This is a genomic window from Actinosynnema sp. CS-041913 (assembly GCF_050942485.1).
Taxonomy (GTDB): Bacteria; Actinomycetota; Actinomycetes; order Mycobacteriales; family Pseudonocardiaceae; genus Actinosynnema.
This window is the reverse complement of the sequence record NZ_CP192037.1, coordinates 1,305,845-1,318,153: the sequence shown is the minus strand read 5'-3', so window position 1 is coordinate 1,318,153 and position 12,309 is coordinate 1,305,845. Positions and strand designations below refer to the sequence as shown.

The following is a 12,309-nucleotide window of genomic DNA, read 5'->3' as shown; positions in this document are numbered from 1 at the left end:
ACCCTAAGGCGCTGAACCCGGGACCGTCCCACTGGCGTAGGGAGAGGCATGGCACTCGCAGACGACCTGGTGACGATCTTCGGTCTCCCGGCGCACCCACTGCTGGTTCACGCGGTCGTGGTGCTGCTCCCGCTGTCCGCCGTGGCCGCCGCCGCGCTGGCCGTGGTGCCGCGCTGGCGGCAGCGCTACACGTGGCCGCTGTTGGGCGTCACGCTGCTCGGCGTGGGCTCGGTGCTGCCCGCCCAGACAGCGGGTGAGCAGCTCAACGCCCGGCTGGCCGGGCTGGAGAACCCGCTGATCCAGCACCACGCCGACCTGGGCAACGACCTGCTGCCGTTCGCGTTGGGCTTCGGGGTGGTGGTCGTGGCGCTGCTGGTCGCGGGCCGCCTCGCCGACCGCGAGCGCACGGCCGCGGTGGACGACACGAACGTGCCGAAGACGTGGCGGCGGATCTCGATCGTGGTGGCCGTGCTGGTCATCGCGGCGGGCGCGGCCACGACCGTGCAGACGGTGCGGATCGGGCACAGCGGATCCACCGCCGTGTGGGACGGCGTCGGCACGAACTAGCGGTCCGCGCGGTCGATCACGGCACCATCGACAGCGACGTCACGGCAACGACGGTGCCGCTAGGGCAGCGTCGGCGGCGGCGTCACGGCAGCGTCAACGGTGTCCTCACGGCAGCGTCAACGGTGTCGGCGGGGCCTTCTTCAACGTCCGCGTCACCGTGCAAAGCTGCTCGATCGCCCGCCGCACGGCCGCGTCCAGCGCCGCACGCTGCTCCGGCTCCAGCGACGACACGTCGTAGTCCAGCGTCACCGGCACGGCGTCCAGCTCGTGCGCGCCTTCCGGCCGGACGTCGTCCGCCCGTGCCACCAGGCCGTCGCCGACCCGGCGGGTGATCAGCGTCTCCGCCGTCACCGCCGCACAGCCCGCCGCCGCGGCCAGCAGCAGCTCGACCGGTGTGAAGGAGCCTTCCGCGCCCTTGCGGCCGACGCGCACCGCGGCGCCCCGGTCGTTGGTGGCGACGAACTCGTGCTTACCGACCTGACGCACTTCGACGTTCGACACGTGATCGACGTTAGTCGATGCGGTCGGCGGTGGCCCTGGCGATCTTGCGCACGTATTCGAGGTCTCCGCAGTCCTCGTCCAGCCGTTCCTGGCGCACTTCCAGGAACAGCCTGCCCAGTTCGGCGCGGCGCTCGTCGGGGACCTGCTCCCTGGTGTCGTTGAGGATGGTCCGCTCCTCCTCGTCCACGTGGTGGTTGAGAGCTTCCACCAGGTCCTCCAGTGCGGACTCCCACTCCTCGGACTCGGGGTCGGAGACCTCCATCAGCGCGAGCAGCGCCTGGTGGCCCTCGGCGTGCTCCTCGGCGCCGTGGTCGACGACCTCGTCGTCCACTCTTCGGTACTGCTTCAGCGCCGGGTACACCTCGGACTCCTCGGCTTCCGCGTGCGCGACGAGCAGTGCCGCGAGGTCGCCGAGCAGCGCGAGCCGGTCGGTGGAGCGGTCCCTCAACTGGCGGAACAGCTCCTCGAACCGGCGGTGGTCGGCGAGGATCAGTTCCACGACGTCAGTTGCCATGCCCGCCGATTACCCGGACCGCCGGCTCGTCAACCGCGTACTTGTGGCCCTGACGTGCGAGTTCGACCGGCCCGGCGAACGTGCTGCGCGCCTCGGCGAGCACCGCCTCCGGGTCCGTCCACGGCGCGATGTGGGTGAGCAGCAGCCTGCCCACCCCCGCCGCCGTCGCGAGTTCGCCCGCCTGCACGCCGGACAGGTGCGTGCCGGGCGGGCGGTCGTCGGAGTGCGTCCAGGTCGCTTCGGACAGCAGCACGTCCACGCCGCTGGCGAGGGTGCGCAACGAGTCGCACGGGCCGCTGTCGCCGGTGAACGCGAGCGACGCGTTCTCGGTGGCGATGCGGAACCCGTAGGCCTCGCAAGGGTGGTCGACGCGGGCGGCGGTGATCTCGAACGGGCCGACGTGGCAGGGTTCGGCGGTGAAGGCGTGGAACTCGAACACGTCGGACAGGTCGGCGGTGCGCAGTTCCTCGGCGTTCTCGGCGTAGGCGCGGGCGAAGCGCTGCGGCGCGTCGGACGGGCCGTGCACCGGGAGCCGGTGTTCGGTCGTGTCGTGCGGCGGGTCGGTGTGGTAGCGGCGCATCACGGTGAGCGTGGTGAAGTCGGCGCAGTGGTCCGGGTGCAGGTGCGAGAACAGCAGCGCGTCCAGCGAGAACGGATCGCAGTGCGCTTGCAGCGAAGCCAGCACACCGTTGCCCAGTTCGAGCGCGATCCGGTAGCCGTCCGCCTCGACGAGGTAGCCGGATGCGGGGCCCTGCGGCCCCGGCAGGCTGCCCGAGCAGCCGAGGATGGTCAACAGCACCGTTGGAGAGTGCCAAATCATTCGTGGGGGTGGAAGGACGCGTTTTCCAGGCGGGGCAGGAATCGCCGGGCCAGCTTCGCGAACGGCTCCACCGGTCCCGTGCAGGAGAACCGCAGGTCGGGGTCACCGCTTCGGAACTGGTCGCGCTCGGTGAGCACCCGCACGACGTCCTTGACGGTCTCCTCCGCGCTGGAGACCAACATCACCCGGTCGCCCATGACGATCTGGAGCACGCCGGTCAGCAGCGGGTAGTGCGTGCAGCCGAGGACGAGGGTGTCGACCTCGGCGCGCTGCAACGGCTCCAGGTAGGCCTGGGCGAGGCCGAGCACCTGGCGACCGGAGGTGGTGCCGCGTTCCACGAAGTCCACGAACCTCGGGCAGGAGACGGCGGTGACCTCGATGTCCGGTGCGGCGGCGAACGAGTCCTGGTACGCGCCGGAGGTGATGGTGCTCTGCGTGCCGATCACGCCGACGCGCCCGCTGCGGGTGGTGGCGACGGCGCGGCGGACAGCGGGCAGCACGACCTCGACCACCGGCACGTCGTAGCGCTCGCGGGCGTCGCGCAGGCACGCGGAGGACGCCGTGTTGCAGGCGATCACCAGCATCTTCACGCCGTCGTCGACGAGCTGGTCGGCGAGTTCGAGCGCGTGCTTGCGGACGTCGGCGATCGGCAGCGGGCCGTACGGGGCGTTGGCCGTGTCGCCGACGTACCGGATGCTCTCCTCCGGCAGTTGGTCCATGATCGCGCGGGCGACGGTCAGCCCGCCCACCCCCGAGTCGAAGATGCCGATCGGCGCGTCCGCGGCGGTCACGCGGCTACGGCCCGACGGTCGTCCCGGGCGACACCCCAGGCCGCGAGCACACCGCCCAGCGCGCCGCACAGGTGGCCCTCCCAGGAGATGCCGGGCTGGCCGGGCAGCACGCCCCAGAGGACCGCGCCGTACACCGCGCAGACCACCAGCGCGACCACGATCTGCCCGGCGGACCGGGCGAAGACACCGCGCACCAGCAGGAACAGCAGGTACCCGAAGATCAGCCCGGACGCGCCGATGTGGCTGCCCGGTGAGCCGATGATCCAGACGCCGAGGCCTTCGGTCAGCCAGATCACGGCGGTCACCTGGAGGAACTGCTTGATGCCGCCGGAGGACGCGAGGAAGCCGAGGACCAGCAGCGGCACGGCGTTGCCCACCAGGTGATCCCAGCCGCCGTGCAGGAGCGGCGACCAGAGGATGTTGTCCCACTCCGTGAAGTCGCGCGGGCTGATCCCGTCGGCGTCCAGCCGCCCGCCGAGGGCCGTGTCGATGCCTTCGACCACGAAGAGCAGCCCGACGAAACCCAACACGACGGCCGCCGACAGCACCGGGTTCGGCGGGATGACGCGCTTGGCCGGCGACCTGGGCGCCGGGGACACGACCGTGGGATCCACGCCTTCAGGTTACGTGCGAAGACGGGGTTGCAGGGCACTGTTTGTGCCCGGTAGGCCCTGATCGGATTGTGCCGCCGGCGAAACTCCGGACCACCACCACCGCACCGCCCTGCCCCTCCGCCACACCGCCCAGCCCCGCTACCCACTCACAGCCGCCGCACCTCCCGGCCGCGCACCGCACCGCCCGCCACCGCACCGCCCGGCACTGCCACCGCACCCCCGATCTCAGCCGCCGCACCGCCCGTTCTCAGCCGCCGCACCGTGAAATGTCGTACCCCCGTGCTTGGCTGAACGCAGGGGGTTCCCCGCCAGGGGGTACGCCCGCATCGCTCCGCGTTGGCCGGCGCATACGCTGACGCCGTGCCGATCGAAGTCGCCGTGCGGACCGAAGCCGTCCTGGGTGGAGCCCCCACCTGGGACCACGGCAGCGGAACACTCGTCTGGGTCGACGTCCTCAGCAGCCAGGTCCACCGCTACGCCCCGGCGCGGGACGAGGACGCCGTGCTCGACGTGCCGCAGCACGTCGGCGCCGCCAAGCCCCGCACGCGCGGCGGGCTGGTGCTGAACCTCCGGGACGGCATCGCGCTGGTCGACCGGGACGGCCTGAAGACCTGGCTCGTCTACTGGGCCCGCGACGGCGTGCGCGGCAGCGACGCGGCGGTCGACCCGGCCGGTCGGCTGTGGGCCGGGACGTCCCGCTACGACGAGGAACCCGACGGGTGGCTGGCCCGGGTCGAGCCGACCGGGGACGCCAAGGTCGGGTTGGGCGAGGTCGGCGCCGGCAACGGCATCGGGTGGAGTCCGGACGGCGCGCGCATGTACTTCGTCGACTCGGCCACGCGGCGCGTCGACGTGCTGGACTACGACCGCGACTCCGGCGACGCCACCAACCGGCGGCCGGTGGTCGAGGTCGACCGCGGGCAGCCGCACGGGTTGTGCGTGGACGCGTCGGGCGCGTTGTGGGTCGCCCTGTGGGGTGGCGCGGCCGTTCGCCGGTACACGCCCGACGGCCGGCTCGACGCCGAGATCGAGTTGCCGGTCGGGCAGCCGACGGCGTGCGCGTTCGGCGGCGAGGACTTCACCGACCTCTACGTCACGACGGCGCGGGCCGGGGACTCGTCCAGTGAACTCGCAGGGTCCGTGCTGGTGGTGCCCGGCGCGGGCGAGGGCAGGCCGTCCAGCGCGTTCGCGGGCTAGCGCCGGTGTCCAGGCCGAGCCGGCGCCGTCAGACGACGTAGGTCGCGCCGGGTTCGGCCAGGGACACCGGGCCGGTGAACGCCTCCACCGCGTCGGCCAGCACCCCGTCCCGGTCGGACCACGGCAGGACGTGGGTCAGCACGAGTCGGCGCACGCCGGCTTCCGTCGCCACCACGCTGGTCTCCCGGCCGCTCATGTGCAGGTAGTTGGCGCGCCCGGCCTGTTCCCGCCACGCCGCGTCGGCCAGCAGCAGGTCCGCCCCCCGCGCTAACGCCACCAACTCCGGGCACGGCACGGTGTCACCGGTGAACACCAGCGACGCGCCCTCGTGCGAGATGCGGAACGCGTAGGCCTCGCAGATGTGCCGCATCGGCGCGACCTCGATGGACACCGGCCCCACCGTGAAGCGGCCCTCCTCCAGCGGCACGAAGTCGAACGTGTCCGCCAGGCGCAGCGCGTCCAACTCCTCTTCGGACGCGGCGTGCGCGGCGGCCAGCCGGGACGGCGCGTGGGACGGCGCGAGCACCCGCAGCCGGTCGAACGACGCGGGCGGCGCGGGGTGGGCGCGCAGGTAGGTGGTGAGGGCGCTGAAGTCCGCGCAGTGGTCGAGGTGCAGGTGTGACAGGAGGACGGCGTCGAGTTCGAACGGATCGCACCTCTGCTGCAACGGGCCGAACACGCCGCCGCCGAGTTCCAGCGCGATGCGGATCCCGGCCGCTTCGACCAGGTAGCCCGAAGTGGGCCGGTCCGGACCGGGCGCGCTGCCCGAACACCCGAGCACCGTCAATTGCATGGCGGCACGATAGCAGCCCGCTCTCGGCAAAATTGCGGAAAACACCTTCGGAGAACCTGGCAATATCAATGCGCAAGGTTCACTCGAATGCATCAACCGGGGGTCTGGTGTCGGTCGAGATCGAACGCAAGTTCCTCCTCGGCGCGGAACCTGATTGGTCCGCATTCGCCGGGCAGACGATCGGCCGGATCGAGTTCGAACAGGTCTACCTGAGAGTCACCGAGGTCGAGGAGAAGCGCATCCGCAAGCGCACCGCGAACGGCGTGACCAGCTATGAGTACGCCCATCTCCGACCGCTGCGGCCGGGCGTGCGGGCGGTGGACGAGGTGGCCATCGACGGCGCGGAGTACGACCGCCTGCTGGCCGGCCGGGACGGCACGCGGCAGGTCATCCGGAAAACCCGCCGCACATTCCCGTGGGACGCGTGGCAGTACGAGGTGGACCACATCCGCGAGCCGGCCGGCCGGGCGTGCTGGCTGCTGGAAGTCCAGGTGAGCCGGGAAGACGACGTGGTGGCGTTGCCGGAATTCCTCGCCGTGCTGCGCGAGGTGACCGACGAACCGCTGTTCCGCAACGCCCACATCGCCCTCGGCTAGCAGCGAAACGGCGGTATTCCGTGGAACTGTCCACGGCGGCCCGCGAGATCGCCGGGTGCGTCGCCGAGTACCGGGCGGGGAACGACTCCGCGCTGGTCGGCTGCGTGCGCCGGGTGGCCCGCCCGGAATACCTCGGCCCGTTGTTGGGGCGGACCGCGGAGAGCGACCTGCCGGACCGCGCGTATCGGCACCCGAACGGCTTTCTGAAGATCGTCCTGATCGCCGAGGTGGAATTCCAACTGCGGCTGCACGTGTGGCGCCCGGAGCCGGATTCACCGGTCGCGACGGAGAACGTGCACAACCACCGCTGGGACTTCGCGTCGGCGGTCCTGGTGGGCGGCTAACGGTTCCAGGAGTACGTGCCGGACGAGCACGGCGAGGATTTCCACGGTTTCCGCTACCACGGCCACTCGGGCACCACCGGCTATTCCCTGCAACCGACCGGCCGCACCCGGCTGCGCTGCCGGTTCGACGCGGAACTGGGCGCGGGGAGCAGCTACCTGCTCACCTCGGACGTCCTGCACCGCGTGGTGAGCCCGGCCGACCGCACGACGGTGACGATCATCCTCCAGGGCCCGCACAAGGACGAGCCGGTGGACGTCTACGCGGAGCACCCGATCCGGTCCGGCGAGTCGGTCGCCCTCGACCCGCTGCCGCTCGGGCAGGTCGTGCGCGAGATCGGCCACGTCCGCGACCTGATCACCGGCCGCGCCGCTCCAGCGCCGCCAGGTGCTCCGACCAGCGGTAGGCCCGCGGGAGCAGCGCGGTGACGGGCACGGCTTCGGTGTCCGCCACGATCACGCGGACCTCCGGCGTCAGGTCGCACAGGACCTGGCGGCACCGACCGCAGGGCGGGATCACGCCGGTCGTGTCGGCGGCCACGATGGCGTCCAGGTCGTAGACGCCCTCGGCCGCCGCCGCGCCGAGCACGACGAGTTCCGCGCACGGGCCGCCGGCGAAGTGGAAGACGTTGAGGCCGGTGAACGTGCGCCCGTCGGCCGAACGGCCGGCGGCGGCGACGTTGTGGTGCCGCCACCGGGTGCGCGCGCGGGCGAGGGCCAGAGCGCGGGCCAGCAGGTCGCGGTCCGCTTCGGACAAAGTCACAGGGGCACCACCGCGTCGTCGGCCGACGGTTTTCGCGAATCGTAGGAATAGTCCCGGCCGTACGGCTAGGACCGAATGGACGACACCGGTATTCGCCGAGTCGGAATCGACCATTTGAGACCCGCAAAATCCGCCGGAACCGTTGTCCGCCCACGTCCGGCGGACTGATAGTGGACGGAAACCTCAGGCCAGGGAGCGACCATGCTGCTGAGAACCCTCCTCGTGTCGGCCGTGCTGTTCGTCGCGCCGGCCGTGCCGGCCAACGCCGCGCCCGGCTGCTCCGGGTACGTGGCGCTCACCTACGACGACGGCCCATACGCCCAGTTCACCCGGCCCTTGCTGGCCGCGCTGCGGTCGGCGCGCGCGAGGGCCACGTTCTTCGACATCGGCACCCGCGCGAAGGAGCACCCGGACCTGGTGCGGGCGACCGCGCGGGCCGGCATGTGGCTCGGCAACCACACCTGGTCGCACCCGTTCCTGACCCGGGCGACACCGGATGAGCTGTCCAAGGAGATCGCGAGCACGCAGGACGAACTCCGCCGGATCACCGGCCGCGTGCCGACGCTGTTCCGGCCGCCCTACGGCGACACGAACGCCGCCGTGGCGGCCGAGGCCCGGCGCCAGGGTCTCGACCAGGTGTTGTGGACGGTCGACACCAGGGACTGGACCAGTCCGCCGACCGAGGAGATCGTGCGGTCGGCGACCAGTGCCACGGCGGGTGGCATCGTGCTGATGCACGACGGCTACCAGAACACCGTGGACGCCGTGCCGCTGGTCGTGCAGGGCCTGCGGGCCAAGGGGCTGTGCCCCGGACGGATTTCGGGTGGCCGCGCCGTGGCCCCTTAGCGGACGTCTACTGTTACGTCCAATAGGAAAGGGAGCCCGATTCGGGCTCCCTTTTCCGTGTCCGTAGACCGACACGTCTCATTCCAGTGGACGGCTCACGCCCAGAGATGTCCGTCGAGACGTTCGGCGGCCTCGTCCAGCGTGCCCGCGTAAGCGCCGGTGGACAGGTACTTCCAGCCGGCGTCGGCCACGATGAACGCCACGTCCGCCTGCTCGCCCCGACCCGCGGCCTTCTCCGCCACCGCGAGCGCGGCGTGCAGGATCGCGCCCGTCGAGATGCCCGCGAAGATGCCCTCCACCTCCAGCAACTGCCGGGTGCGGCGCAGCGCGTCGTACGAGCCGACCGAGTAGCGGCCGGTCAGCACGTCCGCGTCGTACAGCTCGGGCACGAAGCCCTCGTCCAGGTTGCGCAGGCCGTACACCAGCTCGCCGTACCGCGGCTCGGCGGCGATGATCTGCACGTCCGGCTTCTGCTCGCGCAGGTAGCGGCCGACGCCGACGAGCGTGCCGGTGGTGCCCAGACCGGCCACGAAGTGCGTGATCGCGGGCAGGTCCTTGAGGATCTCCGGACCGGTGGAGTGGTAGTGCGCGCCCGCGTTCGCGGGGTTGCCGTACTGGTAGAGCATCACCCAGTCGGGGTTCTGCGCGGCCAGCTCCTTGGCCCGCGCCACCGCCTGGTTCGAGCCGCCGGCGGCGGGTGAGAACACGATCCGCGCGCCGTAGGCCTGGAGTAGCTGCTTGCGTTCCGTGGAGGTGTTCTCCGGCATCACGCACACCAGCCCGTAGCCCTTGAGCTTGGCGGCCATGGCCAGGGCGATGCCGGTGTTGCCCGAGGTCGGCTCCAGGATCGTGCAGCCGGGCGTCAGCGCGCCGGACCGCTCCGCCTCCTCGATCATCATCAGGACCGGGCGGTCCTTGATCGAGCCGGTCGGGTTGCGGTCCTCCAGCTTCGCCCACAGCCGCACGTCCCTCGACGGCGACAGCCGGGGCAGCCCCACGAGGGGCGTGCCACCGACCGCGTCGAGCAGCGACTCGTACCGGGCCATGGTCAGCCGCCTGCGACGGCCGGGAGGATCGTCACGGTGTCGCCGTCCTTGACCTCCGCTTCGAGCCCGCCCGCGAAGCGGACGTCCTCGTCGTTGACGTAGACGTTGACGAACCGGTGCAGCGTGCCTTCCTTGACCAGACGCGCCTTCAAACCACCGTGGTTGGCCTCCAGGTCGTCGATGACCTGGGCGAGCGTGCCACCCGCGGCCTCGACCGACTTCTGCCCGCCCGTGTGGGTGCGCAGGATCGTGGGGATGGAGACGGTGACGGCCATGCTGGAACCTCCGAGAGGGGCCGGATATCGGGATGTGAGCGGACGGCGGCGCGTCAGCGACAGTCGGGTGTGTCGTCCGCGCCCGTGTGCGCGAACATGTACGACTCGACAACCTCGACCGGTTCTTCGGTCACGACGCCGTCCACGATCCGGTAGGAGCGCAGCTCGTGCTGCTCCGGGTCTCTGGTGGACACCAGGACGTAGTGGGCGTCGGGCTCGCTGGCGTAGGAGACGTCCGTGCGCGAGGGGTAGGCCTCGGTGGCGGTGTGCGAGTGGTAGACGACCACCGGCACCTCGTCGTCGCGGTCCATCTCGCGCCAGACCTTGAGCTGCTCCGCCGAGTCGAACCGGTAGAACGTCGGCGAGCGCTCGGCGTTGTCCATCGCGATGAACCGCTCGGGGCGGTCGGAGCCCTCGGGGCCCGCGATGATCCCGCACGCCTCGTCGGGGTGGTCGCGACGGGCGTGCGCCACCATCGCGTCGACGAGGTCACGGCGAATCACCAGCACGTGCTCATCCTACGTGGTGGCGGAAGGTGTCCCGGTGTGTGAGAACCGGCACCTAGGCCGGCTCGCGCTCCACTCCGGCTGCCTGGGTGTACGCCAGGTGGCCGCCGAGCAGGCCGCCCGCGCCGATCGCCGCCAGACCGATCGCCGACACCGCGCGGGCGACCACGCCGAAGCCGTGGGCGCGCAGCCGGAACGACGTCAGGTAGAGGACGTTGGCCGTGGCGTTGGCCGCGAGGTGCACGAACGCGGTGCGCCGCTGCTTCTCGTCCAGGGTCGTGTACTCGGCCAGGCCGGTCGCGATGGCCGCCGGCGCCGTCGCCAGGCCCACCCCGATCAGCGCCTGCGCGGCCTTGCCCTCACCGGGAATCAGGTCGAGCAGGGAGGAGGCGGCGAACATGCCGATCGGGAGCAGCACGACGGCGGGGTGCGCGGGGTGCCCGAGCGCCGTGCCGCGCAACAGGTTGGAGCTGCGGATCGCCGAAGGGATCGCCTCGGCCAGCGCCCCGGCGGCCCGGTCCAGGCCCTTGCTCTCCTCGACCCACCGCAACACCCGCGTCAACCGGCTCATGGTTCCCGGTTACCGCGCCACGGGGCTCGCAAAACCGCCGGCGGGTCGCACGTTCACGCACCGCAGGTCGCGCCGTGGGTCGCACGCTCACGTGCCGCAGGTCGCGCCGTGGGTCGCACGCTCACGTGCCGCGAGTTGCGCTTTCGCGCACGGCGTCCGCCGCCGCGGTGCACAGGTCGTTCAGGACCGCGCCGGTCGGGTTGCCGGTGGCCAGGGCGAACACCGTCGCCGGGACGCGGATGCCCGCCCGCACCAGGCCGTCGTGGGCGGACATGGCCACCCGGCGGCACTCGGCCTTGGTCAGCGAGGCGTCCACCACGACGAGTGCGGCGGCGGTCTCCCCGACCACGACCATGGCGTCCGGGACCTCGGCCACGGCGGCTTCGCACGCCGCATAGCCCAGGTCCGCCGCCCCAGGCCCGACCGCTCCGGACCTGACCGCCGCCGCGGGCACGATGGGCACGACCTCGTGCGGCCGGGAACCCACCGGGAAGCCGTGGTGGTGTTCGGACAGCCACCGCATCACGCCGTCCACCGAGGCCAAGCCGTCCGCCAGCACGACCGCGTGCACCCGCCGCACCAGTGCGGACGGATCGAGCAGGTCCAGTTCGCGGGTTCCCCAAGGCGCGCCGCGGGTGTCGACGCCGGCCACGGCCCCGTCCGGCGCGAGCACCACCGTCACGCCGGGCGCGCGGCCGACCAGCATCAGCCCATGACCGCTTCGACCAGGGTCTCCTGCACCCACGTCAGCCAGTGGTAGACCCCCAGGTGGGGTGAGCGCGGGTCGTCCGGCGGGAGTTCGTCCGGCATGTCCTCCTGCACGTCCAGCGCCGTGCCGAGGGCGAGCCGCACGTCGTTCAGCGCCGACAGCCACGCCTCGGCCTCGGCCATCCGCAGCCGCACCTCGCCGCCGTCCGGCGGGCACGTCTCCAGCACCACGGCCGCGACCCCGGTCTTCCGGTCCAGCAGGTCCGGCTCGTGCAGGGAGCGCAGGGCGTTCGCCGAGTCGACCTCGGCCGGGTCGGGCGCGTCCGGGTCCAGGCGGTGGAAGTCGGGCAGCAGGCGGCCCAGGATCGGGTCGTCGGGCGGCGCCGACGCGCCCGTCCTGATGCCGGTCAGCTCGGCCAGCTCGTCCTGCGGCGCTTCCTCCGCACGGGCCAGCAGCATGTCCTGGATCTGGCTCACCAGGCCGCGCACCACCGCGGCTTCCTGCCGGTCGAACCGGCCCAGCACCGTGTCGCCGGTGCGGCTCCACTTCTTCACGACGAACGCTGCATGGTCGCCCAGAGCCCGGCCGCGTGCAGTTTGGCCACGTCGGCCTCCACTTTGTCCTTCGATCCGGACGACACGATCGCCCTGCCCTTGTGGTGGACGTCCAGCATCAACTTCGTCGCGTGGTCACGGCTGTAGCCGAACAGCTTCTGGAACACGTACGTCACGTAGGACATCAGGTTCACCGGGTCGTTCCAGACCAGCGTCTGCCACGGACGGTCCTCGGTGCGGACCTCCACGGGCGCCGGGTCAACCTGCGTCCGCTCATGCTCGACGGGCGTGGTCATACCGCCAAT

Annotated in this window: 20 protein-coding genes; 6 read left to right on the top strand and 14 right to left on the bottom strand. The window is 71.6% G+C overall.

Annotation, left to right across the window (positions count from 1 at the left end; all coding sequences use genetic code 11):
- Positions 1–48 precede the first annotated feature (48 nt).
- The gene (locus tag ACQPZF_RS06505) at positions 49–567 is read left to right on the top strand and encodes a DUF2231 domain-containing protein (RefSeq protein WP_433269280.1); all 519 of its coding nucleotides are present in this window, start codon (positions 49–51) and stop codon (positions 565–567) included.
- A 105-nt stretch (positions 568–672) separates the two neighbouring features.
- Here the strand turns inward: ACQPZF_RS06505 and ACQPZF_RS06500 are convergent, their stop codons facing one another.
- From ACQPZF_RS06500 to ACQPZF_RS06480, 5 genes are read right to left on the bottom strand one after another with little or no spacing between them, the layout of a single operon-like run.
- Complete coding sequence (locus ACQPZF_RS06500) at positions 673–1,068, bottom strand: OsmC family protein (RefSeq protein WP_433269278.1); 396 nt, start codon at positions 1,066–1,068, stop codon at positions 673–675.
- A gap of 10 nt (positions 1,069–1,078) precedes the next feature.
- Positions 1,079–1,582 carry a hemerythrin domain-containing protein gene (locus ACQPZF_RS06495; RefSeq protein ID WP_433269276.1) on the bottom strand — a complete coding sequence of 168 codons (504 nt, stop codon included), beginning with the start codon at positions 1,580–1,582 and terminating at the stop codon, positions 1,079–1,081.
- Positions 1,572–2,381 carry an MBL fold metallo-hydrolase gene (locus tag ACQPZF_RS06490; protein WP_433269274.1) on the bottom strand — a complete coding sequence of 270 codons (810 nt, stop codon included), beginning with the start codon at positions 2,379–2,381 and terminating at the stop codon, positions 1,572–1,574. The genes ACQPZF_RS06495 and ACQPZF_RS06490 overlap by 11 nt, the downstream gene beginning before the upstream one ends.
- 17 nt (positions 2,382–2,398) lie before the next feature.
- The gene (gene murI, locus ACQPZF_RS06485; protein ID WP_433269273.1) at positions 2,399–3,193 is read right to left on the bottom strand and encodes a glutamate racemase; all 795 of its coding nucleotides are present in this window, start codon (positions 3,191–3,193) and stop codon (positions 2,399–2,401) included.
- The gene (locus ACQPZF_RS06480; RefSeq protein WP_433269271.1) at positions 3,190–3,807 is read right to left on the bottom strand and encodes a rhomboid family intramembrane serine protease; all 618 of its coding nucleotides are present in this window, start codon (positions 3,805–3,807) and stop codon (positions 3,190–3,192) included. Before ACQPZF_RS06480 ends, murI begins: the two co-directional genes overlap by 4 nt.
- Positions 3,808–4,167: 360 nt before the next feature.
- Between ACQPZF_RS06480 and ACQPZF_RS06475 the strand changes: the two genes are divergently transcribed.
- Positions 4,168–5,004: an SMP-30/gluconolactonase/LRE family protein gene (locus ACQPZF_RS06475; protein WP_433269269.1), complete on the top strand. Its 837-nt coding sequence runs from the start codon at positions 4,168–4,170 to the stop codon at positions 5,002–5,004.
- Between the two features lie 28 nt (positions 5,005–5,032).
- Here the strand turns inward: ACQPZF_RS06475 and ACQPZF_RS06470 are convergent, their stop codons facing one another.
- Complete coding sequence (locus ACQPZF_RS06470; protein ID WP_433269267.1) at positions 5,033–5,797, bottom strand: MBL fold metallo-hydrolase; 765 nt, start codon at positions 5,795–5,797, stop codon at positions 5,033–5,035.
- Between the two features lie 107 nt (positions 5,798–5,904).
- On the opposite strand from ACQPZF_RS06470, the gene ACQPZF_RS06465 reads away from it, so the two are divergent.
- The 3 genes from ACQPZF_RS06465 to ACQPZF_RS06455 are packed head-to-tail and all read left to right on the top strand — an operon-like array spanning position 5,905 to position 7,163.
- Positions 5,905–6,393: a hypothetical protein gene (locus ACQPZF_RS06465; protein WP_433269265.1), complete on the top strand. Its 489-nt coding sequence runs from the start codon at positions 5,905–5,907 to the stop codon at positions 6,391–6,393.
- Positions 6,394–6,413: 20 nt separating this feature from the next.
- Complete coding sequence (locus ACQPZF_RS06460; RefSeq protein WP_433269263.1) at positions 6,414–6,737, top strand: hypothetical protein; 324 nt, start codon at positions 6,414–6,416, stop codon at positions 6,735–6,737.
- A 15-nt stretch (positions 6,738–6,752) separates the two neighbouring features.
- The gene (locus tag ACQPZF_RS06455; RefSeq protein ID WP_433269262.1) at positions 6,753–7,163 is read left to right on the top strand and encodes a hypothetical protein; all 411 of its coding nucleotides are present in this window, start codon (positions 6,753–6,755) and stop codon (positions 7,161–7,163) included.
- Here ACQPZF_RS06455 and ACQPZF_RS06450 read toward each other — a convergent pair.
- A complete protein-coding gene (locus ACQPZF_RS06450) occupies positions 7,093–7,497 on the bottom strand; it encodes a cytidine deaminase family protein (RefSeq protein WP_433269260.1) in 405 nt (134 codons plus the stop codon). The genes ACQPZF_RS06455 and ACQPZF_RS06450 overlap by 71 nt on opposite strands.
- Before the next feature lie 201 nt (positions 7,498–7,698).
- Between ACQPZF_RS06450 and ACQPZF_RS06445 the strand changes: the two genes are divergently transcribed.
- On the top strand, positions 7,699–8,343 hold the full coding sequence (locus ACQPZF_RS06445) for a polysaccharide deacetylase family protein (protein WP_433269258.1): 645 nt from the start codon (positions 7,699–7,701) through the stop codon (positions 8,341–8,343).
- Between the two features lie 95 nt (positions 8,344–8,438).
- On the opposite strand, the gene ACQPZF_RS06440 is transcribed toward ACQPZF_RS06445, so the two are convergent.
- The 7 genes from ACQPZF_RS06440 to clpS all read right to left on the bottom strand — a co-directional run bounded on the left by ACQPZF_RS06440 (position 8,439) and on the right by clpS (position 12,300).
- The gene (locus ACQPZF_RS06440) at positions 8,439–9,389 is read right to left on the bottom strand and encodes a PLP-dependent cysteine synthase family protein (protein WP_433269256.1); all 951 of its coding nucleotides are present in this window, start codon (positions 9,387–9,389) and stop codon (positions 8,439–8,441) included.
- 2 nt (positions 9,390–9,391) lie between these two features.
- On the bottom strand, positions 9,392–9,664 hold the full coding sequence (locus ACQPZF_RS06435; RefSeq protein ID WP_433269255.1) for a MoaD/ThiS family protein: 273 nt from the start codon (positions 9,662–9,664) through the stop codon (positions 9,392–9,394).
- A gap of 53 nt (positions 9,665–9,717) precedes the next feature.
- Positions 9,718–10,173, bottom strand: coding sequence for a Mov34/MPN/PAD-1 family protein (locus ACQPZF_RS06430; RefSeq protein WP_433269253.1), 456 nt, complete (start codon positions 10,171–10,173; stop codon positions 9,718–9,720).
- A gap of 52 nt (positions 10,174–10,225) precedes the next feature.
- Entirely contained in the window at positions 10,226–10,741 is a 516-nt protein-coding gene (locus ACQPZF_RS06425) for a DUF2231 domain-containing protein (RefSeq protein WP_433269251.1), read from the bottom strand.
- 121 nt (positions 10,742–10,862) lie between these two features.
- Positions 10,863–11,447 carry a P1 family peptidase gene (locus tag ACQPZF_RS06420; RefSeq protein WP_433269249.1) on the bottom strand — a complete coding sequence of 195 codons (585 nt, stop codon included), beginning with the start codon at positions 11,445–11,447 and terminating at the stop codon, positions 10,863–10,865.
- Entirely contained in the window at positions 11,447–12,004 is a 558-nt protein-coding gene (locus tag ACQPZF_RS06415; RefSeq protein WP_433269247.1) for a DUF2017 domain-containing protein, read from the bottom strand. The genes ACQPZF_RS06420 and ACQPZF_RS06415 overlap by 1 nt, the downstream gene beginning before the upstream one ends.
- Complete coding sequence (gene clpS / locus ACQPZF_RS06410) at positions 12,001–12,300, bottom strand: ATP-dependent Clp protease adapter ClpS (protein WP_433269245.1); 300 nt, start codon at positions 12,298–12,300, stop codon at positions 12,001–12,003. The genes ACQPZF_RS06415 and clpS overlap by 4 nt, the downstream gene beginning before the upstream one ends.
- Positions 12,301–12,309: the final 9 nt, after the last annotated feature.

Excerpts from the sequence above, each read along its gene's own strand:
- ACQPZF_RS06440 (WP_433269256.1), bottom strand. The coding sequence starts at position 9,389 with ATGGCCCGGTACGAGTCGCTGCTCGACGCGGTCGGTGGCACGCCCCTC.
- ACQPZF_RS06495 (WP_433269276.1), bottom strand. The coding sequence starts at position 1,582 with ATGGCAACTGACGTCGTGGAACTGATCCTCGCCGACCACCGCCGGTTC.
- ACQPZF_RS06435 (WP_433269255.1), bottom strand. The coding sequence starts at position 9,664 with ATGGCCGTCACCGTCTCCATCCCCACGATCCTGCGCACCCACACGGGC.
- ACQPZF_RS06420 (WP_433269249.1), bottom strand. The coding sequence starts at position 11,447 with ATGCTGGTCGGCCGCGCGCCCGGCGTGACGGTGGTGCTCGCGCCGGAC.
- ACQPZF_RS06425 (WP_433269251.1), bottom strand. The coding sequence starts at position 10,741 with ATGAGCCGGTTGACGCGGGTGTTGCGGTGGGTCGAGGAGAGCAAGGGC.
- ACQPZF_RS06445 (WP_433269258.1), top strand. The coding sequence starts at position 7,699 with ATGCTGCTGAGAACCCTCCTCGTGTCGGCCGTGCTGTTCGTCGCGCCG.
- ACQPZF_RS06505 (WP_433269280.1), top strand. The coding sequence starts at position 49 with ATGGCACTCGCAGACGACCTGGTGACGATCTTCGGTCTCCCGGCGCAC.
- clpS (WP_433269245.1), bottom strand. The coding sequence starts at position 12,300 with ATGACCACGCCCGTCGAGCATGAGCGGACGCAGGTTGACCCGGCGCCC.
- ACQPZF_RS06470 (WP_433269267.1), bottom strand. The coding sequence starts at position 5,797 with ATGCAATTGACGGTGCTCGGGTGTTCGGGCAGCGCGCCCGGTCCGGAC.